The sequence below is a fragment of the Soonwooa buanensis genome (assembly GCF_900167905.1).
Taxonomy (GTDB): domain Bacteria; phylum Bacteroidota; class Bacteroidia; order Flavobacteriales; family Weeksellaceae; genus Soonwooa; species Soonwooa buanensis.
In genome coordinates this window covers 1-23,078 of record NZ_FUYZ01000012.1, presented here as the reverse complement: position 1 = coordinate 23,078, position 23,078 = coordinate 1, and the positions used below count along the sequence as shown (strand labels likewise).

Here is a 23,078-nt window from a genome sequence, read left to right as displayed (position 1 = left end):
ATCTCAAGGCTTTTTTTATTTCGCAATATTGAATTCTTTTAAAATAGTTTTGAACTTCGGATTCCGAATATAAACATCAAAATTATGTGATTTTTGACCGCTAAAATCCGTTTTCTCTAAGAAATCATAATGTTCCTTCAAAGCATCAAAAGCATCAGATTTATAGCCCAAATCAGTCGGTTTTAGTTTGTCCGATAAAAAGCCTAAAAACTTCTTCAAAGTCGGATCGGTATTATTAATTGTAATATGCACTTTTTTCAGTTGCGGACTGAATTCGCGGTAGCTGTCATCGCCCGATTTTAGATCTTCCGATTTGAAATCTTTCGTCCCAATCGCTGGCGCCAACATGATACAGTAGATACTATTATTTTTCTCTTGCAATATTTTAGAATCGTTGTCAATGTCAACATTGTGGTCGTCTTTTCGATCCTCGATTTCGCGTTTGCTAAATGGCGGATTGCTTAAAGAACTAAGGACAACCGATGCACCACGACTGTGCGAAATAATATAAATGTCTTTGTTTTGATAAGAATTAAGAAGTCGTCTAAGTCCAAATTCTCCAGCCATTTGACTGTTATTAGTGGCGTTAAACCAAATTTTACCTGCTCCAAACATCGACTGTGCCACCAATCCGTCCCAGTAGAAATTGATAATTTGATCTTTGTTTGTTGTATTAAGTTGCGATTTTATCGCCTTATAACTTTTCGTAACTTCATCCGAACTTGCATTAAAACCATGGACAAAAACGAAAATTCGATTCTTGTTTTTTCCACTATTGGCGACTTGTGCGATTTTGGTTTTTTCAGAAGCCGAAAGTTCTATTTCTTTACCTTTTTCACTAGCTAATTTTTTTAAAGAAAACTCCTTGCTTTTCGCATTTTTAGGAGGTTTTCCATATTGCGAACTCCAATTATCTGGATAGAAATTTCCGTTTTGATCCACGAAAGAATAAGCCATGCTAGAGCTTTCGATTTTATTGGGCGTTTGCGATTTTGGAGTATTATGTATAGCGCCGCACGAGTTTAATGCGAAGAGGATGATGAGAAAATAAAATGAGTTTTTCATGACATTCTCTTTTTCAAAATTTATGCCTAACAAAAATTAATTTTCAAAAGCTTCAAAAGTTCCGTCTTCAAAAAAAAGAATAACGCGCTTTACTTTTTTTGTCGTTTTTCCTTGCGGAATTGGAAAATTCTCTAATGGCTGAGAATCGATTATTTTTTTTTCTTCTTTAATAGGAGCAGAAACAATCGGTTCTGGACGATTAGTCTTTTCGGGCAATTTGTTTTCAGAATTTTCTTGACCAAAACTTTCGTCTTCTATAATAGAGAAGAGGTCGGGTAGGGGAAGCTTCTTGGCTTCGGGTTTTTCCTCAACAATTTCGATTTTTGGTTTTATCATAGGTCCATTACTATTGATCAACCAGTCCCATTCTATGTCTGGGAAGGCGTTTTTGACTTTAGTGATAAATTCCAATGATGGTTTGTTACGTCCCGAAGTGATGTGCGAAATACTTGAACGTTGCACATCAACTTTCTCTGCAAATTCTGAAGGCGTTATATTAAAATGCTCCATAATGATGGAGATTCTCTCATTTATTTCCATGTTACAAATGTAATAAATGTTTTAGAAATGTAAAAGCAATCAAATTAACAGAAGTAAATAAAGTATATATACAAATGTAAACCAAAGTAAATATAGCTGGTAATCAACTATTTATAATGTTAGTAAGTTCTTTTATGTGAATTGTAGGTTATGATAATTACTGTTTACATTATTAAATAATGACATTAGATAATATCTAGAAATGATTATATATTAATTTAAATGATTCATTTTCATTAAGTTAGGACAGTTTTAAAGTCGACTTAAGACATTTTCAATTAGATTTCAATAATTTACAATTGTACATAGTTTTAATTAACAATACATTATACACATTGTCTTTGTTTGGTAAATTCGTCCTTAATTGGGGATAAATCTTAATTTAAACACTTAAAGTAAGTTTATAAATTAACTTTATGTAAATTTAATTAAATGCTGACTTTCATGTAATTACATTTTTGTATTATATTAAGTGTAATAGACATTAAAATCAACAGACAAAATGACATGTGTAAATGTTTAATGAAATTACATTTGTAAACCGTTAAGTTTTCATTTGAAATCATTACTTTTGACAAACTTAAATTGTTAATAAATGGCTGGAGTCTTTCAATACGTTAAAAACCAAAATTTCTCAGAACGCTATGTTTCCCCTGAAAAATTATTTTCTTACCTACAGGACAATCTCAGCGATTACATTTCTGAAATCGGAAAATCATCTTTAGGGAAACCTATTTATAAACTGAGTTTAGGAAATGGGCCTGTAAAGGTTGCAGCTTGGTCGCAAATGCATGGTAACGAATCAACGGCGACATTGGCGATGTTAGATCTTTTAGAATTCTTTAAAGAGAATGATGAGGTTAAGCAAAAGTTGTTTTCGGCTTTAACTTTAGATTTTATCTTCATGCTAAATCCTGATGGTTCTGAAGTTTGGACGCGTCGCAATGCATTTGATATCGATATCAATCGTGATTTTTTGAAAGAATCGAGTATAGAGCTTCGTCTTCTTAAAGACTTTATCAAGGCTAAGAATTATGATTACGCACTTAATCTTCATGATCAACGCACCATATTTTCGGCAAGTGATGATATGCCTGCCACCTTATCTTTTTTGGCGCCATCAGAAGACATTGATAGAAGTTTGACAGAAAATCGTAAAAAAAGTATGGCAATTATTGCAGGAATATTTATCCAAATGCAAAACTTTTTGCCGAAACAAATAGCACGTTATAATGATGAGTTTTATCCAACATCGGCTGGTGATAATCTTATGAAATCAGGCATTCCGACTATTTTATTTGAAGGTGGATTTTATCCAGACGATTATGGTCGCGAAAAAACAAGAAAATTCTATACTTATGCTTTGTTCTATGCTCTAAAATCGATGGCTGTTTTACGAGGCGATTCTATTGGTTACGAAACTTATTTTAGCATCCCAGAGAATAAAGAAAGTCATTTTGACATTATCTATCGCAATGTAAAGCTTAATACCAATTTTGACTGCGTGTTAGATGTTGCGGTACAATATAAAGAAATTTTCGACGAAGAAATCAAAAATATAAAGCTTGTTCCTTATGTTGTTGAAGTCGGAGATTTGGGTCGTAAAAAAGGTTGGAAAGAAATAGATTGCACTGGGAAAAACTTTGTTTCGGACTATAAATTTCCAAAGCTAGATGCAGAAATTAATTTTAAGATGGAATAAATTTTAGATAATACAAAATGCTTTTAAATCAATTAAGAGCATTTTTATTTGATATAAAAACTTATTTATTAAAAAAGATTTTACTCCAATTTCCAATGATAAAGCGATTTTGCCAAGTAAAAACGGCATCCAAATCGGTATCGAATTAGTAAATTTAGATTTTTAAAATGATTCTGAATTCTGTTATTAAATTTTTCATATTTATTCTCGGATTTATTCTGTCTGTGGTGATGATTTCAGCGCAGACGGAGATTTCTGGTCAAGTTTTTAGCGTTGATAAAAAAGCTTTGGCTTACGTCAATATCGGTGTTAAATCTTCGGAATCTGCAACTGTGACTGATAAAAATGGTTTATTTAAATTAAATTTTGAAAAAGATCCAAAAACCAATGATTCTATTGTTTTTTCTACAGCTGGATTTGTGGATAAGCAAATAAGTTTTCAGGATTTAAAGATGAATCCGAATGTTATTTTAGACCAAAAACAAACAGATCTTAATGAAATTGTTGTAAAATCTATAAAATTAAATGATAAATTAATTGGTGAGAAAAAGCGTCCAATGTTGACGTTTACGAAGTTTTTTAATCAAAATACGCCAACAGCGGAGCAGGGAAGTGTTTTCCAAGTTTATAGCACAACCAAGATTAAAGCCTACAATTTCTATATTATGCCAAGTTCACGTTTTGAAGAATTAACTTTAAAACTAAATATTTACAATCTCAAAAATGGCTTTCCACATCAAAATTTATTAACGGAAAATATTATTTATAAAACTAAAACAACGGGTTGGCAACGTATTGATTTGTCCAATTATCGTCTTCTTTTTAAAAATGAAAAAGAAATTGCAATAACACTTCAACTGGTTGATTATAAGAAGTTAGCGAATGAAGATTTCGTGTTTGGGGTTTCCGCAAAAAAAAGTTTGGGACAGAATCTTTGGTACCGTTATCAAAGTCAAGGAAATTGGGAACGTGCGACTGGACAATATATCGCGAACATCGAAGTCTCTTATAACAAAACTCCTCAAGAAAAAGACATTGCAACTTCTACAGAAACAGCAGACGACTTCGATGATGAAAAAGCGAAAGAGAGTCTTGCGATCATGAAATATAAACTTGAAGCTCAGAATTCTATTTTTGGACGCAACAAATCGGGAGAATTTTCAGACGTCAAAGATGCTAAAATCTATTACGAAACTTATGGTGAAGGACCAGTTTTGGTTTTACTTCATGGGAATGGTGGCAGTATTTCGGATTTTTATAAGCAAATTCCATTTTTTGAAAAACATTTTAAAGTTGTTGCGATTGATACGCGCGGACAGGGTAGAAGCACGAATCTTTCGAAGCAAAATTATTCTTACCAAGGTTTTGCTGATGACTTGTTTGAGGTGGTAAAACAACTTAATCTTTCGAAAATCAATATACTTGGTTGGAGTGATGGCGGCAATACAGGTTTGATCTTTGCTAAAAATCATCCGGAATTGGTTGATAAATTAGTGACTATTGGTGCCAATCTTTATCCCGAAGGTGTTGACGAATCATTGTTAAATGACATTAAAAATGATTTTGAAAACGAAGAAAATACCGATGATAAAAGACTTCTGAAGCTAATGTTAACGCAACCAAAATTAAAACCTGAAGATCTTAATTTGATAAAAGTACCAACCTTGGTCGTGGCTGGAGAAACTGATATTATAAAAAAAGAACATACCGAACTTATTCAAAAATCCTTATCAACATCAGAACTTTTGATAGTTAAAAAGTCAGGGCACTATGTTCCGTTCGAGCAGCCTAAAATTTTAAATACGGAAATTTTAAAGTTTTTAAAAGAGGGCAAAAAATAGAAATTTTTAAATTAGCATCAGTTCGGGATAAAGTATTTTTCTTTAAACGGGACGTTACTTAGAGTAGCAAAGCATATCGAGAAGCTTTAATGCAAAAAAAATCACTTATTTTCGATAAAGTTTTCTACGAAAACCACTCAAACTGACGTTAATTTTCTTACCGCGAACTCAGGTTAAATTATATAATCTACTTCTAGTCAGTTCGGTTTTTCTAACATCATATTAATGGGGATCCGAACTATTTATTTCGTTTTATTTTCTCTGGATATTGTCTCGCATCAAAAACGTCAACGATTTCTATTCGTTGTTTTGGTTCATTAAACCAATAAATAATTTTATAGCTTTTATAAACTAAATATCGAAATTCTTGTTTTCGATTCAGTAGAAGTTCTTCTTGTTGTCCAATTTTTGTTTGAAAATCCAAAGTATTTCCCTTTTTAATAATTCCCTCAACTAAATTTTTTGCAACATTAAGATTTGCGATGTCTTTGTAGTGTTTGAAAATCTTTCGTAGTTCTTTTTTGGAAAAATCAGTCCAAAATATTTTTATTGCCATTCTTTAATTTCAGAAAGTAGTTCATTAGATTCTGTAATTCTATTATGTTTGGAATCATCCAATGACTCATTAATTCTTGAGTTAAATTCTTCAATCGAGAATGACTTAATGTCTTCTTCGTCATTATTTTTCAAAATCTTTTCAAGACGAGAAATTACTTCTTCGCTTTGGATTTTCAAGAATTCTTGAATAAATTCTAATTTTCTAGTTTGAATATCCATTTTAAAATCATTTATATCAAAGTTACAAATTAAATTTATAGCATTAAACCTTTACAAAATATTTTAACTATTGCTTACGATTTATTATTGATTGGTTGTCGAAAAATATAAATGTTTTTAACCAAATAACTTCCATATATAAAACTGAAAGACATTCAATATTAAAAACACACTTTTATAGATGTGTTTTTTTTCGTATTTTGGCGAAGCATTTTACAAAATGAGAAATATACAATTAATAGGCGTTATCTTAGTTATTGTGGGAAGTTTTCTCCCATTATTACGCATTCCGTTAGTTGGCAACTGGAATTATTGGAAGATTGATCCTTATCTATCTGGTATTATCTGGACTCTGTCGGCTTTAGGATTATATTTTATTCAAAAAGAAAAACTAAAAGCGACAAGAATAATTGCAGGAAGTCTTATCTTTTTGTTCATTTTTACAATTGTTGCCATTAAGCTAAAGTCACTTGATTTTTTTGCTTTTCTGCCGTTTAAGTCTTGGCAAAGCGCTTTTGCAGGGATCGTAAAATTATCTTGGGGATGGTTTTTCGAATTTGTAGGTGCAGCATTAATGTTTTTCGGAATTAATAAAAATAAAAATTTAAATAATTAATATTAAAAATAATGAAAGAAGTATTTATCGTTTCAGCGGTGCGTACACCAATGGGAAGTTTTATGGGAAGTTTGTCAACAGTACCAGCAACTAAATTGGGAGCAACTGCGGTTAAAGGTGCTTTAGATAAAATCGGGATGGATCCTAACGCGGTTCAGGAAATCTATATGGGTAACGTTTTGCAAGCTGGCGAAGGACAAGCGCCTGCACGTCAAGTAGCTTTGGGAGCTGGTTTGTCAAATCATACACCTTCTACAACTATTAATAAAGTTTGTGCTTCTGGGATGAAGGCGGTTATGATGGCTGCACAATCTATCAAAGCTGGCGATATGGATGTTATTGTTGCTGGTGGTATGGAAAATATGTCGATGGTTCCGCATTATTACAATGCTAGAGTTGCTACTAAACTTGGTGATGTTAAAATGCTTGATGGGATGGTATTAGACGGTCTTACAGACGTTTATAACAAAGTACACATGGGCGTTTGCGCAGAAAAATGTGCAACAGATTACAACATCACAAGGGAAGAACAAGATGCTTTCGCAATTGAATCTTACAAAAGATCGGCAGCAGCGTGGGAAGCAGGAAAATTCAATGATGAAGTTGTTCCTGTAGAAATTCCGCAAAGAAAAGGAGAGCCAGTTATTTTTGCTCAAGATGAAGAATATAAGTCTGTAAACTTCGATAGATTACCGACGCTTCCTACAGTTTTCAAAAAAGAAAACGGAACGGTTACAGCAGCTAATGCGTCAACACTTAATGACGGAGCTTCTGCGTTAATCTTGGTTTCAAAAGAGAAAATGGAAGAACTTGGTCTTAAACCTTTGGCTAAAATCGTTTCTTACGCAGATGCTGCACACGAGCCAGAAAACTTTACAACTGCGCCTGCTAAAGCTTTACCAATCGCTCTTAAGAAAGCAGGTTTAGAAGTTTCAGACATCGACTTTTTCGAGTTTAACGAAGCCTTCTCAGTTGTAGGTTTAGCAAACAACAAAATTTTAGGATTAGATGCTTCTAAAGTTAATGTTAACGGTGGTGCAGTAGCGCTTGGACATCCACTAGGAAGTTCTGGTTCTAGAATCATCGTAACACTTATCAACGTATTAAAACAAAATGGTGCAAAATATGGTGCTGCTGCAATCTGTAACGGAGGCGGTGGAGCGTCAGCTATTGTTATCGAAAATATCTAAGTATTATTTATTTTAATAATGTTAAATCGGATTCTTTGGAGTCCGATTTTTTTTGGTTTAAAAATGAAAAATCAAGCTCTATTTTGCGAGTTTGCACTTACTGAGTTTCTATCCAAGTTTTTGGCAGTATACGTCTCATGAAATGCAATAAGACCAATAATTTCTTTTTCGACAAATAACAAAACAAAAAACCTGAATTAGCATTTTTACTAATATTTTCTTTTAAAATGAAATTATTTCTCCTTCCTCTCTATCAATTTCCCTTTCTCGTCATAGTATTCCCAAATGCCGACTTCGACACCTTCAAAAAAGCTTCCTGTCCGCTCCAATTTTCCGTTAAGATGATATTCTTCAAAATAGACAGTTAGTTTTCCGTCTGTGCTGTAATCATTTTTTTCCTTCTTCCAAGGTGTGCCATCATCACGATACCAATCTGTACTCAAGTTTTTATCGTTATCGTATGTTGCAACTATTGATCGTTTTCCGTTTTCATGAAAATATTCCCATTTTCCGACACGCATTCCCTTTTTGTAAAAACCAATATATTCTAGTTTTCCGTTACTGTAAAAGCTTTTCTGCATTCCATCAAAACTTCCATTTACAAAATTTTTAATACTCCAAGGTTGCCCATTCTCGTAATAAGAGAGGCTGGTTCCTAAAAAATATCCGTTTTGTGAAGTTGAGATTTGATGTTTTTTTCCATTTTTCCAAAAGGATTGCGCAAAAACTTTGTCTCCATCATAAGTTTCAATACGTTCAATATTTCCTTCTTCATAATAATATTTCCATTCTCCAACAGCTTTTTCATTGGCATCAAATTGTCCACTTTCTTCAAGTTTTCCGTTGCTGTAATATCTTTTATGTTCCTTTTGTGCGAATGCTAAAGATTTAAAACTAAGTATTAAAAAAATGAAAATAAGTCTCTTCATGATACTGAAATTAATCAAAATTTTCCCATTCGCTATTTTGAAAATCATATTTCGCAAACTCGCCTGTATCTGTAAATTCGGAGGCCGTCATGCCTACTTCAAAAATCGAATTGTCACTCCAACTAGCTGTGAAAAATAAAGCTTCTTTTGTCAAAAGTGCAGTTCCGAAATCCTCATCTGGATGACTGAATGTTATTTGGTTGTTCGTTTGGTCGACCACATTATATTCATAATTTTCGAGTCTATTTTTTAAATCTTGAAATTGTTTTTCTGTAAAGGAAACCAAATTCGCTTCGTTCTCAAAAAAGTTCTCATCTTGTGATTTTTCTTCTTGTAATTTGGTTTCGATGCGGTATAATGCAATGTCGTAACTCATTATTTTGTGTTTTAAAAAGAAATTTCCTTCGTTGCAATTTCATTGATTAAGGTTATCAAGGCTGGGACTAGATCGTTGTTATGTGAAGGCACTATATGGATTTTATTTCCTGCCAAGATTTCAAAATTTTTATTCCCATTTCGAGCCGCATCAGTTTTTATTTCGTCCCAAGTGCTTGTTTGACTATCTTCCATAAGATCGCGACTGGTAATACCTTTTTCGGTGATTGCTAAACCATAAACGCCACCAAATAATGGTTTGTCTACCATGCCGTATTTTATATTTTCGATTTTAAATTTTTCAGCAAAAGCTTTCAATTTTTTCTCGTTTTCAGCATAAGTTTTCAGCTCTTTTTGTAAACCTAATTCTGGAATTCGCGTCGTGACGCTTGTTGATTTTTTTATGTCTTCAGGAAGATGACCAGATTGGTGTAGTGCGGGCAAAATGATCTTTGTAAGATCCACCAAAGCATCGTGCATTGCGGCTAGTTGTTCATTTGGGATGCTTAATTTATTGAGTGTTAAAAATTCGTTCCAAACTTTAGAAGAAACTTCCTCGGCTGTAGTTTTTGAAGTGAAATAAGTGGCTTTTGCAGGCTGAGGCGTTAATAAAACCGAAAAATCATATTGTGTTAAAATCCTGAAATTTGTGATTAAAAAACCAATGCTGTCACGTTTTCCTGTAATTGCTGTTTTTGCGTGTACGCCGATGTAGGCTAAAACATGTTCGTTAGTGAGTACGCCAACTGGTTGCAATATTTGTTGCGTCGCAAGTTGCATAATTTCTCGATTATCCTCCCAAACTGGATGTTGATCTAAGTTGCTAAAAAGGATTTCTTGCGAAGTCTTTGGCGCTTGTTGCAGATAGTCGTTAATGAGGTTTTCTATTTCTGCCATTTTTGTTTTATTTAAATATTGATTAAAATACTAAAAATTTTCAATATTAAAATTAATTTATCAATAAAAATATTCGTTTAATTGTTAATAAGGCGTGCGTTTTAATTAGATTTAATTAAATTTTGCAGAGAAATAAGAATAATTTTTAATTTCTTTGCCAGCGTCATCATTTTCTGATTTGTAAGCTTTTATCACAAAATTATGGTCGTCTTTCCATCTTATTTCTTCAATCGAAAAGTCATTATCTACAAAACAACTCGCATATTCTTTTAAAAATGATTTAGGATTATTTTGATTATTAATTGTTAGAATCGCGATACTTAAAGTTGGAGATTCATATTCAGGATTTTGAAAATAAACCAAAAATTGATTGTTGGGGGAGGCTAACGGAATCGAACCGCTCCAATCGCCAAGCGAAACGATTTTGTATTTAAAAGCATTTGTTTTGTTGATTAAATCTATATCAGCAAATCCTAAATTATCTGCAACCGAATTATTTTGTACTGCAAACAAATCCAAATTCGGGCTATAACCTAAATATTCACTGCCATTGTGATCTTCGGTAGAATCTTCATCATATTTTTTGAATTTCACTTTTTTGTTCGCAATCTCTAAGTAGAAATTCTTTTTGTCGGTTTCAATTTTCGTTTGTAGAAAAGTTGTATTTGATTTTAATTGATCAAAACCATCTTTAGTTGCCGTTTTTAATTCGAATTTTTGAAGCTTTTCAAAGTTGTCATAAAAGCCAATTTCGATACTGTCATTGGTTTTTTGAGAAGCTTGGTTTGTAATCGTTTCTGTTTCAGTTTTTGTAGAAGACTTGTTGTTGCAAGAATTCATTAAAAAAATTAAAAGAGGAATAGTCAGGAGTTTCATTGTGTTTTTTATTTAATAATAGTCATAAAACTTAAAAGAGACCGCTAATAATTTTGTTGCGTTTTTGTCATCATAAAAATATATTAGACTAGGATTTCCGTTTTTGTCGTATTGTTTTATAATTTCAACTTGAAAAGATTCGCTTTGCTTTTCATCCACAAAATCAAAATTTTTATGAGTACGTTTTACTAATTTTCCGTCTTTATATTCATTGATAAATTCGGATTCATAAATTGCTTTTCCATCATTTTTAAAAATTTCTTTTTTAAGTGTTAAGTTTTGGTTTAGACTAACTTGATCAGTAACAGAATTAGTATCAGTATTTATAATATCGTAGTTATAATCGTCTTTCCAAACATATTTTAAGATTTGAAGGATGTCTTTTTGTGTTCTAAAAACACTTTTCTGCGTGTAACTTATATCATTGTCATTATAATTAAAAGTTATGATGTCTTTTATAATATCAATTTTTTTATTTGGCATAAAATAACGCGCGTTTTGTAGCATATTTCCCTTGGAATCGAAAGTCATAATTGTTTTCCGATCATGGCCTAAAGTGTCTTTTGGGATAAGATTATTTTCAATGTTTTTAATATAAGTTGTAACTTTTTTAACCTTAGAATTTAAGCCATATTCTTTCAGATGAGTGTAGTTTTTTTGAGCAGTAATTTGGATCGAAATTAAGCTAAAGATGGTCATCAAAACTGTTGAAAATTTATTAATCATTTGCTTTTTAATTTTTAAAAATTCTTTTAATAAAGAACGAAAATTTACTTTTCATATTTCTAATGTATGAATTTTTGGAACAATAGAAAGTCTAATTTCAATACTTAATTCTGGATAATATGTTTCAAAAAATCTCTGTTTTATCTTATTTTGAATTCCTTTTCAATGAAATTTTCTCCAATAAAGAAAGTCAATTATCCAACATTTATCAATAAAAAACCTATCTTAGAAGCTTCAACTATCTAATAAAAGCTATGGACGAATTCTTAAAAGTCATCAATGGAATTGTATGGAGTAACACTTTAATATTTTTATGTTTGTTTTCGGGCATCTTTTTTTCGATCCGAATGCGTTTTCCACAAATTCGTTATATCCGCGAAATGTGGAAATTATTATTTAAAGGTAATGCTTCTGAGAAAGGGATTTCGTCGTTTCAAGCTTTTGCTTTAGCTATTTCTGGACGTGTAGGCACAGGAAATATTGCGGGTGTGGCAACAGCAATCGGCATGGGCGGACCTGGCGCAGTATTTTGGATGTGGGTTATAGCGTTTCTTGGGAGTGCGTCTGCGATTGTTGAAGCCTCACTTGGACAATATTATAAAGTTGTTAAAGATGGACAATATCGTGGTGGACCAGCTTTCTACATCGAAAAAGGTCTAAAACTAAAATGGTACGCGATTGCCTTTGCGGTGGTAACGGTCTTTAGCTGTGGTTTGTTTTTGCCTGGTGTACAAAGTAATAGTATTGCGGTTGCGGTCAAAAATGCTTTTGATATCCCCATGTATATAACAGGTATTGTTGTTGCAATTATTTTAGGTATTATTATAATAGGTGGTGTTAAACGAATTAGTACGGTTGCAGAATTTGTTGTTCCATTTATGGCAGGAGGTTACATTCTGATGTCTTTGGTGATAATTGGTCTTAATTTTCACCAAGTCCCAGCTGTTTTTAAGTTAATTTTTGAATCCGCTTTGGGTATAGATTCTGCCTTTGGAGGTATTATCGGGATGGCAATTGCTTGGGGTGTAAAACGTGGAATCTACAGTAACGAAGCAGGACAGGGGACTGCACCACATGCAGCGGCAGCAGCAGAAGTATCGCACCCGATGAAGCAAGGTTTAGTACAAGGTTTTTCGGTTTATGTTGATACGATTTTTGTTTGTACGGCAACTGCTTTGATGATTTTGTTCACTGGGATGTATAATGTCGAAAATCCTGCAGGTGGTTTTGTTGTTGAAAATATCCCGAATGTTAAAATGGGAGCGGATTTTACGCAGTTTGCAGTAGCGCAGCATTTTCCGTCGATTGGGAAAGCTTTTGTCGCTATTTCGTTGTTCTTCTTTGCATTCACGACTATAATGGCGTATTACTATATCGCAGAAACCAATATTAGTTATCTTCAAAAACATTCTAACAAAAAAATCTATATCAGAATCTTCCAAGTTGTGATTATGTTTTCTGCATTTTACGGTACAATCAAAACTGCAGAAAGTGCATGGATGCTTGGTGATATCGGTGTTGGATTAATGGCTTGGCTCAATATTATTGCGATTTTGTTGATGCAGAAGAAGGCGATGTTCCTTTTCAAAGATTATGAAAAACAGAGAAAAGAAGGCAAGGACCCAACACTTGCGCCAGAAATGACAGAAAATTAATTCTCGTCGAAGTTTAATTTCTCAACATTAATTTTATATTTGTTCTAATATTTGAAATCTTAAAACGTGAGTATCAAAAATAATCCAAAAATCATGAAGGCTTGGGCGTTATACGACTGGGCCAACTCTGTATATTCTTTAGTAATTACATCCACGATTTTTCCTATTTATTATTCGATTTTAACAACCGCTAGCGAAAGAAGTGAGTATGTCGAAGAGACTGGAAAAACAATCCAAGTGCCCGTTAGACACATGATCAATATTTTCGGGAGAGATTATCAGCCAGACGCAGTTTATGGTTATTCTTTAACCTTGTCTTTTGTAATTGTTGTTTTGTTGTCACCAATTTTGTCATCGTTGGCAGATACAATCGGTAACAAGAAATCATTCTTGCAATTTTTCTGTTATCTAGGCGCAACTTCTTGCATGGGATTAGCGATGTTTACAGGGATGAATACCGTTTGGTTAGGACTTTTATTTAGTGTCACAGCCAGTGTCGGGTTCTGGGGAAGTTTGGTGTTTTATAATTCGTTTTTACCAGATATCGCAACGCCGGATAAGCAGGATGCTTTGTCCGCAAAAGGTTATGTTTACGGATACATCGGGTCTGTAATCTTGGTTATTATTTGTTTAGTTTTAATCCAAGTTTTAGCAAAAGATGCCGAACAAGCTAAGCTTTATACACGTATAAGTTTCTTATTAACAGGAGCTTGGTGGTTTGGTTTTTCGCAATATACTTTTAAACATTTACCACAATTTGGGAATGTTAAAGATCAACTTCCTAAAGATTTGGTATTATTAAATCATAAAAACTTTTTTAAAAGTCATAAAAATAATGGCGGTTTTTTCTTTGTATTAAAAAAGAATATTACTTTCTATATTGATATTGTTAAAGAAAGCTTTAGAGAGTTGTTTAAGGTTGGTAATCATTTATTTAGAGATTCTAACTTAAAGTATTTCTTGTCGAGTTTCTTTTTCTTCAGTGTTGGTATGCAGACGATTTTCTTGATGGCAACCTTGTTTGGTAAATCAGAAATTAATTTAGCTCAAGACAAATTGATTATGACGCTTTTGGTTATTCAGATTGAAGCAATTATCGGTGCGATTGCATTCTCACGTTTATCAAGAAAAATAGGTAATAAGAATGTCATTTCGATTTGTATTGTTTTGTGGATTGTAGCTTGTCTTTCAGCCTATTATCTTAATAAAGAAAATCCAAATGTAGAATATCAATTCTATGGTGTTGCTGCAATTGTTGGTCTAGTAATGGGCGGTCTACAAGCAATGTCGAGATCAACATATTCTAAATTGTTACCACAAGACGGCATGGAAAATACAACCTATTTCAGTTTTTATGATGTTTTAGAAAAATTGGCGATTATTTTAGGAACTTTCATTTTTGCAACTTTGATCGAGCATTTTAACAATATGCGTTATGCGGCATTGTCCATGACGGTTTTCTTTGCAATTGGTTTAGTTTTAATTCGTTTTTTAAAAGTAAATGCTAACAATAATAAAGCTAATTTGTAATATTAATAATATTTAAAATTTCGGCATTTAATTTGCAGATAACGCAATAGAAAATATTTTGTAAATTTGCATTACAAAACACAAAAAAATAAACAATGACCAACCCTTTATTTTATGCTAAAATTATTCTTTTCGGAGAATATGGAATGATCGAAAACTCGCAAGGGCTTGTCGTTCCGTACAGCTTTTATAAAGGAACTTTGAAGTTCTCGGAATTGGCTTCGGAGTTCGAAAAGAAATCGAATCACCATTTACAAAAGTATGCCGACTTTTTGGCAACACTTAACTTACCAGGTAATTTTAAGTTAAATATCGACGCTTTCAAAAAAGATATTGAAGAAGGATTATTCTTCGATTCTAACATTCCGCAAGGTTACGGCGTTGGAAGTTCTGGAGCTTTGGTTGCTGCAATTTTTGAAAAATATTCGTCAGAAAAACTTAGTCCAGATACCATTTCTAAAGATAATCTTAAAAAGCTAAAAGCCATTTTTGGTGAAATGGAAAGCTATTTCCATGGTAAAAGTTCTGGGATGGATCCTTTGATTTGTTACATGAATCTTCCGATTCTTATCGAAAATAAAGAAAATCTTGACAAAGTTGCCATTCCTGATCATGCATCAGAAGGTAAAGGCGCTGTATTTTTGATCGACTCGGGGATAACTGGCGAAACTGGACCGATGATTCAGATTTTCTTTGAAAAAATGAAAACTGAAGGTTTCAGAAAAACGATGAAGGAAGAGTTTATCCGTTATAACAACGCTTGTATTGAGGCTTTCCTTAAAAAAGATATGAATCCGTTTTTCAAGAATTTGAAAAAACTATCAGTTTGGGCGTATGACCACTTCAAACCGATGATTCCGGAAAGTATCTATAACATTTGGAAAAAAGGAATTGATAGCAATGCTTATTACCTTAAACTTTGTGGAAGTGGTGGCGGAGGCTACATTTTAGGATTTACAAAAGATTACGAAAAAGCTGAAAAAATGCTTTCTGGATTTCAGAAAGAGGTGATTTACAGATTTTAATAAAGTATGAGTCAAAACATACAAAAACGACATAAAAATCTTGCCTATCGATTGAATCAATTGATGGGCTTTATTTTGGGTGCACGGTTTTTTTTCGTGGCTTTGTTGACGTTTGCGCTGTATGTTTCGACGTTTTTCTTATTTAACAGAGAAGAAAGTTTTCGTGCTTTTGTCTTCGATTATCACGCACATTTAATTATTCTGTGTTCGGTTTTAAGTATTTTGGCTGGTGGAATTATTAATCAGTTTTATGATCGAGAAAAAGATCAAGTAACCAAACCTTTTCGCAGCAGAATACAATCTTTTTTAAAACAAAAATATTTTCTTTACGCCTATATTTTTCTCAATGCCTTAGGTTTAACAATTGCATTTACACAGTCTTGGCGCGTGTTTGTATTCTTTTTGGTATATCAATTTTTGATGTGGTTTTACAGTCATAAGATTAGTAAAGTTTTATTTTTAAATAATCTCACATTTGTTGGCTTGACGATGTATCCGTTTTTCGGGATGTTAGTCTATTACAGAACCTTCACTTTGAAAGTCTTTTTCATGGCAATTTTTCTTTTTTTAATGTTGATGATTATCGACATGACTAAAGATCTTTTAACGAAAAATGCTGATAAAGTTTTTGGTTACAAAACGATTGCAAATCAATTTAGTTCTAAAATTGCAAGGCAAATTATTATCGTATTTTGTTTGATGGCTTTTGTTGTATCGCTTATCATTATTAAAGGTATTGGACTACAAAGTATCATGGCTTGGTATTTTGCAATAGGTCTTTTCGTATTAATATTAAGTATCTTTTGGTTATTCAGAAATCATAAAAATGACAAAGTGACAACATTAAGTGTTCTTAAATTATGGATATTTTTTGGAATCTTAGCGATGTTGTTCGATGGTATATATTCTAGATTTAGTTGGGCAATATAATAGGAGTGCGAAAAGCCTTTTCTATATTGACTTAAAAAAGTCTATCTTTGCAAAAATTTTAAAACATGAGCAGAAACGATAGAAATTCTTCAGACAGAAATAAAAAGACCGGAAATTTTGGAGGGAGAAAGTCTTCTGAAAATTCGCGTGGCTCAAGAGGGGATTCAAAAAATACATCTAGAGAAGGAGGTTCTTTCGAAAGAGGTGGCAAATTTGGAAAGCCAAAAACGACACGTGGTCGTGACTTCGATTCTAGAGATAAATACGAAGGCGGCGAGAGAAAATTCGGACCAAGAAGACCTTTTAATAAAACAGAAGAAGAAGGCGAACGTGTAAAATCTTATATCCAAAGAAGAAAATTGGATAAGTTAGCGAAAGCGCCAAAAGAAACGATACGACTTAATAAATATATTGCAAATTCAGGGATTTGTAGTAGAAGAGAGGCGGATGATCTTATCACACAAGGACTTGTAGAAGTTAACGGAAAAGTGGTGACAGAGATGGGGTACCAAGTTCAGAAGACAGATCGAGTGGTGTTTGACGGACAAAGCATCACGCCAGAAAAACCTGTCTATGTTGTGCTTAACAAGCCAAAGGGTTATATCTCAACGACTAAAGATGACAAAGCTAGAAAAACAGTTATGGATCTTGTAGCCAACGCTTCACCGTACAGATTATTCCCAGTTGGTCGTCTAGATCGTCAAACGACGGGTGTTATCTTGTTGACAAATGATGGTCACATGACAAAAAAATTGACGCATCCATCATTTAACATGAAGAAAATCTATCATGTGACTTTGGATAGAAAATTGTCAATTGAAGATCTAAGATCGATTGCTGACGGAATTCGTCTAGAAGAAGGTGTTGCGGAAGTTGACAGTATTTCTTTCATCGAAGGAAAACCTAAAAATGAAATCGGTATCGAAATCCATATCGGATGGAATCGTGTTGTGAGACGTATTTTCCAAAAGTTAGGTTATGAAGTAGAATCACTTGACCGTGTTATGTTTGCTGGACTTACCAAGAAAAACATCAAACGTGGACATTGGAGAATCCTTACCGAACTAGAAGTTAACAATTTGAAAATGTTATAAAACAAAAGAGAGCTAAAATTTAGCTCTCTTTTTATTTTGTTAAAATTTAATTTAAAAAATATAATTAAGACCGCCTTGTACAAAACCTCTTGTGCCAATACTAGGCTCTATAAAAACGCCGAAATTTCCGCCATATCTTACGCCAATCGGCATAATGTTAAAAGCTAAAAAAGTATCATTTGTCTTTTGAACATTCTTCGAAGGATCCACATAATCCAAATCTCGGAATAAAACCCCAACCGAAACTCCTGAGTAAAAACGCCATTTATTATCGGCATCTGACCAGAAATAATCAACTTTTGGAAGAATAGAGAAATAAGATTGCTTTCTGTAGCTTGATTTAGTTTCGTTAAAAGATTCAAGATTGGCTTCTAGACCATAACGCCACTTCATGTTTTCGTTATAAGTAGTAAGCGCAACTGTTAGAACGCCATTACTGTTTGGCATTTCGGGTTCGCCGTTGAAAATCGTTGTACCAACAGCTTTTAGAATAGAATCTGCACCTCCGAATAAAGATCCTGTTCCATATCCAGCAGAAACTTCAAATTTTTGAGCATTAAAAAATGATACGCTACACAATGTAGCCATATACACTAATTTTTTCATGGTTTTATAGTTTTAAATGTTTTCGTTACAAAAATAAAAAAAAACTGCTTAGAATAAAGCAGTTTTGATAATTTATTATGTTCTAGAACTTCTTAACCAACAATGGTTACGTGATGTTGTAATAAGTCATAGATTGTATTTTTTGCACTATCAGGCTTTACGTTAACAGCTCTTGTCCCTTGGAAGTGTAACATTGGGACAAATCCTGCTTCCATCGCATCTAGACAAGTATATTTAACACAATAATCTAATGCTAAACCAACGATTTCCACAATTTGTATATCGTGATATTTAAGATAATCTTCTAGACCTGTTTTCAAAAAATGATTGTTATCTTGGAAACCACTGTAACTGTCAATGTCAGGATGTGTACCTTTCTGGAAAATTTTTGTAGCTTTTGAGACATCAAGATCTTTATGGAATTCTGCACCAAAAGTCCCTTGTACACAGTGATCTGGCCACATAAACTGCGGGATGCCATTTAAAATAATAGTTTCACCAACTTGGCGGTCGTTGTTACTTGCAAACGATTTGTGTTCTGCGGGATGCCAATCTTGGGTAAAAACAATTTCGTCATAGTTTCCTTTCTCCATCAACCTATTAATGAAAGGAATAATTTCGCTAGCGCCTGGCACCGCAAGACTTCCTCCTTCGCAAAAATCATTTTGTACATCAACAACTATAAGGGCTTTTTTCATAAGATAATATTTAATACAAATTTACACTAAACAAATTTAGTTGTAAAGCTTATTACATCAATTATACCAATTATTCCTATGGTACAAATTGTCATGTTTTTGATTTTAAAATCATGCATTGAATTTAAATAAGAATTAGTATTTTTAAAAAATAAAACAGATTGACAGAAATGGTAAATAATTTTCATAAACATCTTTCGCAGATTCTTGAAATTCCTGAGGATAGCATAACGCAATGTTCGACGCATTATGATGTCAAATTCTTTAAAAAAGGAAGTGTGTTGGTGCGAGAAGGTGAGGTGAATAATGATCGTTATTTTGTCGAGAAAGGTCTTTTGAGAATGTATTCTATCGATAAGTTGGGGAAAGAGCATGTGATCCAATTTGCGCCCGAAGGTTGGATTATTTCGGACTCAACTAGTCAAATGTTAAGTGAGAAATCTCGTTTTTATATAGAAGCTATTGAAGATTCTGAAGTTGTTGTTATGGCAGATGATTTTTTGTTTAAGTTAGCAGAATTGCATCCACAAGTTGCAGAAAGAAATCAAGTGTTGATGTTTAACCACATCAAAAACTTGCAAAACAGAGTTAATGCTTTGATAAGCACCACAGCTGAAGAACGTTACTTAGATTTTCTTAAAAAGTATCCGAACATCATGCTACGTGTTCCGCAATGGATGGTGGCTTCGTATCTCGGGATTACACCAGAAAGTCTTAGCCGTGTGCGAAAAGAGCTTGCAAAGAAGAATTTCGAGGTTTAAAACACTTTGAAACAAATAAAAAATCCTGAGCATTGACTCAGGATTTTGTTTGTTGGTAATGTGGTCAAAAATAGTTGGTGTTTTTTCACAAAATATTTTGTAATATACTGAGATTGATTGGAAGAGGAAATGAGCTCTGCTGAGGAGCAACTTATTAGCAATACAATCAATGCTGTAAACAATAGTTTAGAAGGGTGGCTTTTGCCATCCTTCTTTGTAAATTATTGGAACAGCTTTATGGCTAAAAAAAACCTTAACTACCTAATGTATTATTGTTTTTGATTTTTGTAAAAAAGATACCATTGGATAAATTGCTTTCTTCTACTTTTGGTAAGACCTCTATGAATATTGAGATTGCCTTTTAAGTGACCAAAAAAAGATTGTTCATTAAATATTTATTATTTTTATGGTATTCACGAATGCTTTGCATTTCTATACCATTTGTTGTTTTTGGTATTTTAGAATTCTGAAGAAATACAAACATATTAGGCAAAGCCTTTCTGATTACGGAAAAACATCGTCGTACCATTTTATGCGTATACCAATATCTTCCTGTTTCGTGGTTGTATGATTTCTCATTTACAAAATTTTCGTGTTTTGTATACCAGTCAAGTACTTCTTTTATCCAGTATTGCTTTTTCAATTCATTATCAATGAAATGAAGTTTACAAGCAATTTCGCGAAGTTCAAATCCCGCATTTGATTTCGGATGAGCAGAAAGCCATATTTTACACATTCTCTGGATATGAACTAGACACCTCTGTACAGGAACTTTTGGGCAGACTTTTCGTATAGCTTTGAGCAAAGATTTATCACCATCACAAGTTATTCCTCCAATTTGTATTCCTAAGCTCAAGATATTTTCCAAGTCTTCATTTAGTTCTTCATAATGCTCTCCATCAGTAATTCTATAAAGCTGAGTTTGCTTAAATACATCATCCCTAAAAACTACTAAGCAAATTTCATTAGAAAAATAAGTAGCATCAATTAGTAAATAAACCTCTTTGTTCTGACTATAACTAAGCTTGGGTGTATTCCCAAGCATTATATTGAAATATCGTTGCAGAGTACTAACTGAGTATCCTGAGTCTCGTGAAATTTCTTCATAAGTCTGTTTTCCAACAATCCATTTTTTGAACCAAACTTCCTTATTTTTTAAGCCAACAGACTTGTTCTCGGAGGTAAAATAAATACCACAATTTTTACATTTAAAACGTCTCTTATTATTTTGTTTTCCCCACGAAATTACATTCAGACTTTTACAGCTCCAACAACGATTTTTTTTGATTTTTCAGGCATAAAAAAAGTTTATTGAAACAAAGTTCAATAAACTTCTCGTATCATCAATAATAATAGGCGATAGAAAGAATTCTACCAACTATTTTTGACTATTAAACCAAAAATACTTGTTTTAATACGAACTTTATTTTTTGACGTAGATCATTCTATCGTTGTCTGAGAGGTCTTTTATCAATTTTGAAACTTCAAATTCTCTGTATAATTCCAAAGTTTCGGGACCGTATTTTTGATTAATTTCTAGGAAGATTAATCCTTTTTCTTTGAGGTGGGATTTCCCGAGTTCCGCGATTCTTTTATAAAATATCAACACATCTTCTGTTGGCGAAAATAAAGCCAAATTGGGTTCAAACGACTTTACCGAATCTTCGATATTGATATTCTCGTCAATGCCGATGTAAGGCGGATTACTGATGGTGATGTCATACATATCACTTGGGCTTTCGTTAAGAATATCTTTTTTATAAAACTGAATGTCAACTTCATGTAAAGCCGCGTTTTGCTTAGCTATTTCTAAAGCTTCTTCGGAAACGTCTAATGCGTGAACTTCCGCATTTGGGAAATTTAGTTTTAAAATTATAGGAATAACGCCACTTCCGGTGCCGATGTCAAGGATTTTTAAATTCTCAATTTTATTTTCTTTTTGAAACTCTTTGATGTAATGGGAAGCCAATTCCAAAAGTTCTTCCGTCTCTGGTCGTGGTATTAAAACATGTTCGTTAACCTTAAATAATTTACCATAGAACTCCGCTTCGCCCGTTATTTGTTGGTAAGGTTTTCCTGATTTTAAATCATTAAGAATGTTTTCAAAAGTATCTTCATCATCTTTTAAGATTTCTTGGTTTTCGAATTTTCGAAGTTGATGTCTTGTAAATCCAAAGATTTTATCCGCAAAAATATAAAATAGCGTGATGCTTTCGGAGGTTGAATATTGCTCTGAAAGTTCATTTTGAAAACGTTTTTTAAGATCTGAAATGGTCAATTGGATATTTTTGATTTACGAATTACGAATTACGAATTACGAATTATGAATTATGAATTATGAATTTTTTGATTTAATTAAAACTATCTTGTGAAAACTAGATTGGTGTCGGTTGATAGTTTCTCATCGATTAAGTAATTTTCATAATTGAATGCTTTAACATCGTTAAGTGTTTTAGCATTGGTTTCTGCACAAAAACGAATCATCAATCCTCTTGCATGTTTGGTGTATACAACAATCGTTTTTAGTTTTCCGTCGGGTTGTATTTGTCGGAATTCGAAATCGATGATTGTCGCTTTTATCTTTTTGCGATCGATAACTTTTACGTACTCATTGCTGGCTAAGTTTAGAATTAAATCTTTGGCTTTCAACTCGGAGTTAAGTTGCTCTGTCACACGCTCTGTCCAGAAATCGTAAAGGTTTTTGTTTTTGTCAAACGCAAAAGGACGTCCCATTTCTAGTCGATACAACATAATGCGGTCAGACGGCTTTAGTAAACCATAAAGTCCCGACAACATTCTATAATTTTTTTGTAAATAATCGATGGCTGATTTGTCCAAAGTTTTGGCATCCAAACCTCTGTAAACTTCGCCCACAAAGGCAAACATTGCTGGTGCAGATTCTTTAGGTTTTGGATTGGCTTTCCAGTTTTGGTTACGCTCCCAGTTTTCGTCCGCTAATTTGGTAGAAATCTCCATGAGTTCGGACAAATATTTTGGGTCTTTATGTTTGAGGTAAGATTGTATTTCTTCGGCTTCTTTGATGAATTTTGGCGTTGTCGAACGCAGTAAATCGGTGTGATTTTCGATGTTCATCAATTTGGCTGGTGAGCTTAGTATTTTCATAATTTTTTTAAGTTGTCAATAAACTAACTTTTAGCTTGGCTTTTAAATAAATTGGCCACAAAAGTCACAAAAGAAATTCTAAATTCAGATTTTACAAAAGTACAAATAAGGATTAAATGCAA

24 protein-coding genes are annotated in these 23,078 nt (G+C 33.0%); 10 read left to right on the top strand and 14 right to left on the bottom strand.

What is annotated here, in order from left to right; genetic code table 11:
- Positions 1-15: 15 nt before the first annotated feature.
- Both B5X62_RS13640 and B5X62_RS13635 read right to left on the bottom strand, forming a co-directional pair.
- Positions 16-1,065 carry an alpha/beta hydrolase gene (locus tag B5X62_RS13640; protein ID WP_079668000.1) on the bottom strand — a complete coding sequence of 350 codons (1,050 nt, stop codon included), beginning with the start codon at positions 1,063-1,065 and terminating at the stop codon, positions 16-18.
- Positions 1,066-1,101: 36 nt separating this feature from the next.
- Positions 1,102-1,605 (bottom strand): helix-turn-helix domain-containing protein, encoded by a 504-nt coding sequence (locus B5X62_RS13635; RefSeq protein ID WP_079667999.1) that lies wholly within the window; start codon positions 1,603-1,605, stop codon positions 1,102-1,104.
- Positions 1,606-2,200: 595 nt separating this feature from the next.
- Between B5X62_RS13635 and B5X62_RS13630 the strand changes: the two genes are divergently transcribed.
- Both B5X62_RS13630 and B5X62_RS13625 read left to right on the top strand, forming a co-directional pair.
- Positions 2,201-3,307 (top strand): M14 family zinc carboxypeptidase, encoded by a 1,107-nt coding sequence (locus B5X62_RS13630; RefSeq protein WP_079667998.1) that lies wholly within the window; start codon positions 2,201-2,203, stop codon positions 3,305-3,307.
- 167 nt (positions 3,308-3,474) lie between these two features.
- On the top strand, positions 3,475-5,148 hold the full coding sequence (locus tag B5X62_RS13625) for an alpha/beta fold hydrolase (RefSeq protein WP_079667996.1): 1,674 nt from the start codon (positions 3,475-3,477) through the stop codon (positions 5,146-5,148).
- Between the two features lie 238 nt (positions 5,149-5,386).
- Here the strand turns inward: B5X62_RS13625 and B5X62_RS13620 are convergent, their stop codons facing one another.
- A complete protein-coding gene (locus B5X62_RS13620) occupies positions 5,387-5,704 on the bottom strand; it encodes a type II toxin-antitoxin system RelE/ParE family toxin (protein WP_079667994.1) in 318 nt (105 codons plus the stop codon).
- Positions 5,695-5,925 (bottom strand): hypothetical protein, encoded by a 231-nt coding sequence (locus B5X62_RS13615; RefSeq protein ID WP_079667992.1) that lies wholly within the window; start codon positions 5,923-5,925, stop codon positions 5,695-5,697. Before B5X62_RS13615 ends, B5X62_RS13620 begins: the two co-directional genes overlap by 10 nt.
- A gap of 220 nt (positions 5,926-6,145) precedes the next feature.
- Between B5X62_RS13615 and B5X62_RS13610 the strand changes: the two genes are divergently transcribed.
- Complete coding sequence (locus tag B5X62_RS13610; protein ID WP_079668125.1) at positions 6,146-6,541, top strand: hypothetical protein; 396 nt, start codon at positions 6,146-6,148, stop codon at positions 6,539-6,541.
- Between the two features lie 11 nt (positions 6,542-6,552).
- On the top strand, positions 6,553-7,731 hold the full coding sequence (locus B5X62_RS13605) for an acetyl-CoA C-acyltransferase (RefSeq protein ID WP_079667990.1): 1,179 nt from the start codon (positions 6,553-6,555) through the stop codon (positions 7,729-7,731).
- A gap of 233 nt (positions 7,732-7,964) precedes the next feature.
- Here B5X62_RS13605 and B5X62_RS13600 read toward each other — a convergent pair whose 3' ends face one another.
- The 5 genes from B5X62_RS13600 to B5X62_RS13580 form a co-directional block, all read right to left on the bottom strand.
- Positions 7,965-8,660: a toxin-antitoxin system YwqK family antitoxin gene (locus tag B5X62_RS13600; RefSeq protein ID WP_159447656.1), complete on the bottom strand. Its 696-nt coding sequence runs from the start codon at positions 8,658-8,660 to the stop codon at positions 7,965-7,967.
- 10 nt (positions 8,661-8,670) lie between these two features.
- Entirely contained in the window at positions 8,671-9,036 is a 366-nt protein-coding gene (locus tag B5X62_RS13595) for a hypothetical protein (RefSeq protein WP_079667988.1), read from the bottom strand.
- Between the two features lie 11 nt (positions 9,037-9,047).
- Entirely contained in the window at positions 9,048-9,932 is an 885-nt protein-coding gene (locus tag B5X62_RS13590; RefSeq protein ID WP_079667987.1) for a hypothetical protein, read from the bottom strand.
- 111 nt (positions 9,933-10,043) lie between these two features.
- The gene (locus B5X62_RS13585; protein WP_079667986.1) at positions 10,044-10,772 is read right to left on the bottom strand and encodes a hypothetical protein; all 729 of its coding nucleotides are present in this window, start codon (positions 10,770-10,772) and stop codon (positions 10,044-10,046) included.
- Positions 10,773-10,820: 48 nt separating this feature from the next.
- Positions 10,821-11,534 (bottom strand): hypothetical protein, encoded by a 714-nt coding sequence (locus B5X62_RS13580; protein WP_079667985.1) that lies wholly within the window; start codon positions 11,532-11,534, stop codon positions 10,821-10,823.
- A gap of 254 nt (positions 11,535-11,788) precedes the next feature.
- On the opposite strand from B5X62_RS13580, the gene B5X62_RS13575 reads away from it, so the two are divergent.
- From B5X62_RS13575 to B5X62_RS13555, 5 genes are all read left to right on the top strand, one after another.
- Positions 11,789-13,189, top strand: a complete 1,401-nt coding sequence (locus B5X62_RS13575; protein ID WP_079667984.1) for an alanine/glycine:cation symporter family protein — start codon at positions 11,789-11,791, stop codon at positions 13,187-13,189.
- 93 nt (positions 13,190-13,282) lie between these two features.
- Positions 13,283-14,719: an MFS transporter gene (locus B5X62_RS13570; protein WP_079668124.1), complete on the top strand. Its 1,437-nt coding sequence runs from the start codon at positions 13,283-13,285 to the stop codon at positions 14,717-14,719.
- Positions 14,720-14,814: 95 nt separating this feature from the next.
- The gene (locus B5X62_RS13565) at positions 14,815-15,744 is read left to right on the top strand and encodes a mevalonate kinase family protein (protein WP_079667983.1); all 930 of its coding nucleotides are present in this window, start codon (positions 14,815-14,817) and stop codon (positions 15,742-15,744) included.
- Between the two features lie 6 nt (positions 15,745-15,750).
- Positions 15,751-16,674 carry a UbiA family prenyltransferase gene (locus tag B5X62_RS13560; RefSeq protein ID WP_079667982.1) on the top strand — a complete coding sequence of 308 codons (924 nt, stop codon included), beginning with the start codon at positions 15,751-15,753 and terminating at the stop codon, positions 16,672-16,674.
- A gap of 65 nt (positions 16,675-16,739) precedes the next feature.
- The gene (locus B5X62_RS13555) at positions 16,740-17,768 is read left to right on the top strand and encodes a pseudouridine synthase (protein ID WP_079667981.1); all 1,029 of its coding nucleotides are present in this window, start codon (positions 16,740-16,742) and stop codon (positions 17,766-17,768) included.
- A gap of 51 nt (positions 17,769-17,819) precedes the next feature.
- On the opposite strand, the gene B5X62_RS13550 is transcribed toward B5X62_RS13555, so the two are convergent.
- Positions 17,820-18,374, bottom strand: a complete 555-nt coding sequence (locus tag B5X62_RS13550; protein ID WP_079667980.1) for a hypothetical protein — start codon at positions 18,372-18,374, stop codon at positions 17,820-17,822.
- Positions 18,375-18,466: 92 nt separating this feature from the next.
- The gene (gene pncA, locus B5X62_RS13545; RefSeq protein ID WP_079667979.1) at positions 18,467-19,072 is read right to left on the bottom strand and encodes a bifunctional nicotinamidase/pyrazinamidase; all 606 of its coding nucleotides are present in this window, start codon (positions 19,070-19,072) and stop codon (positions 18,467-18,469) included.
- A 170-nt stretch (positions 19,073-19,242) separates the two neighbouring features.
- Between pncA and B5X62_RS13540 the strand changes: the two genes are divergently transcribed.
- Positions 19,243-19,833 carry a Crp/Fnr family transcriptional regulator gene (locus tag B5X62_RS13540; RefSeq protein ID WP_079667978.1) on the top strand — a complete coding sequence of 197 codons (591 nt, stop codon included), beginning with the start codon at positions 19,243-19,245 and terminating at the stop codon, positions 19,831-19,833.
- Positions 19,834-20,194: 361 nt separating this feature from the next.
- Here the strand turns inward: B5X62_RS13540 and B5X62_RS13535 are convergent, their stop codons facing one another.
- The 3 genes from B5X62_RS13535 to B5X62_RS13525 form a co-directional block, all read right to left on the bottom strand.
- Positions 20,195-21,121 (bottom strand): IS256 family transposase, variant Zn-binding type, encoded by a 927-nt coding sequence (locus B5X62_RS13535; protein WP_449441361.1) that lies wholly within the window; start codon positions 21,119-21,121, stop codon positions 20,195-20,197.
- A 135-nt stretch (positions 21,122-21,256) separates the two neighbouring features.
- Complete coding sequence (prmC, locus tag B5X62_RS13530) at positions 21,257-22,111, bottom strand: peptide chain release factor N(5)-glutamine methyltransferase (RefSeq protein ID WP_079667977.1); 855 nt, start codon at positions 22,109-22,111, stop codon at positions 21,257-21,259.
- Positions 22,112-22,194: 83 nt separating this feature from the next.
- Entirely contained in the window at positions 22,195-22,956 is a 762-nt protein-coding gene (locus tag B5X62_RS13525) for a YaaA family protein (RefSeq protein ID WP_079667976.1), read from the bottom strand.
- Between the last annotated feature and the right edge of the window lie 122 nt (positions 22,957-23,078).

Coding starts and splice junctions, on each gene's coding strand:
- B5X62_RS13580 (WP_079667985.1), bottom strand. CDS start 11,534: ATGATTAATAAATTTTCAACAGTTTTGATGACCATCTTTAGCTTAATT.
- B5X62_RS13640 (WP_079668000.1), bottom strand. CDS start 1,065: ATGAAAAACTCATTTTATTTTCTCATCATCCTCTTCGCATTAAACTCG.
- B5X62_RS13595 (WP_079667988.1), bottom strand. CDS start 9,036: ATGAGTTACGACATTGCATTATACCGCATCGAAACCAAATTACAAGAA.
- B5X62_RS13625 (WP_079667996.1), top strand. CDS start 3,475: ATGATTCTGAATTCTGTTATTAAATTTTTCATATTTATTCTCGGATTT.
- B5X62_RS13620 (WP_079667994.1), bottom strand. CDS start 5,704: ATGGCAATAAAAATATTTTGGACTGATTTTTCCAAAAAAGAACTACGA.
- B5X62_RS13610 (WP_079668125.1), top strand. CDS start 6,146: ATGAGAAATATACAATTAATAGGCGTTATCTTAGTTATTGTGGGAAGT.
- B5X62_RS13540 (WP_079667978.1), top strand. CDS start 19,243: ATGGTAAATAATTTTCATAAACATCTTTCGCAGATTCTTGAAATTCCT.
- B5X62_RS13630 (WP_079667998.1), top strand. CDS start 2,201: ATGGCTGGAGTCTTTCAATACGTTAAAAACCAAAATTTCTCAGAACGC.
- B5X62_RS13615 (WP_079667992.1), bottom strand. CDS start 5,925: ATGGATATTCAAACTAGAAAATTAGAATTTATTCAAGAATTCTTGAAA.
- B5X62_RS13565 (WP_079667983.1), top strand. CDS start 14,815: ATGACCAACCCTTTATTTTATGCTAAAATTATTCTTTTCGGAGAATAT.
- B5X62_RS13585 (WP_079667986.1), bottom strand. CDS start 10,772: ATGAATTCTTGCAACAACAAGTCTTCTACAAAAACTGAAACAGAAACG.
- B5X62_RS13560 (WP_079667982.1), top strand. CDS start 15,751: ATGAGTCAAAACATACAAAAACGACATAAAAATCTTGCCTATCGATTG.
- B5X62_RS13575 (WP_079667984.1), top strand. CDS start 11,789: ATGGACGAATTCTTAAAAGTCATCAATGGAATTGTATGGAGTAACACT.
- B5X62_RS13570 (WP_079668124.1), top strand. CDS start 13,283: ATGAAGGCTTGGGCGTTATACGACTGGGCCAACTCTGTATATTCTTTA.
- pncA (WP_079667979.1), bottom strand. CDS start 19,072: ATGAAAAAAGCCCTTATAGTTGTTGATGTACAAAATGATTTTTGCGAA.
- B5X62_RS13635 (WP_079667999.1), bottom strand. CDS start 1,605: ATGGAAATAAATGAGAGAATCTCCATCATTATGGAGCATTTTAATATA.
- B5X62_RS13550 (WP_079667980.1), bottom strand. CDS start 18,374: ATGAAAAAATTAGTGTATATGGCTACATTGTGTAGCGTATCATTTTTT.
- B5X62_RS13590 (WP_079667987.1), bottom strand. CDS start 9,932: ATGGCAGAAATAGAAAACCTCATTAACGACTATCTGCAACAAGCGCCA.
- B5X62_RS13525 (WP_079667976.1), bottom strand. CDS start 22,956: ATGAAAATACTAAGCTCACCAGCCAAATTGATGAACATCGAAAATCAC.
- B5X62_RS13605 (WP_079667990.1), top strand. CDS start 6,553: ATGAAAGAAGTATTTATCGTTTCAGCGGTGCGTACACCAATGGGAAGT.
- B5X62_RS13600 (WP_159447656.1), bottom strand. CDS start 8,660: ATGAAGAGACTTATTTTCATTTTTTTAATACTTAGTTTTAAATCTTTA.
- B5X62_RS13555 (WP_079667981.1), top strand. CDS start 16,740: ATGAGCAGAAACGATAGAAATTCTTCAGACAGAAATAAAAAGACCGGA.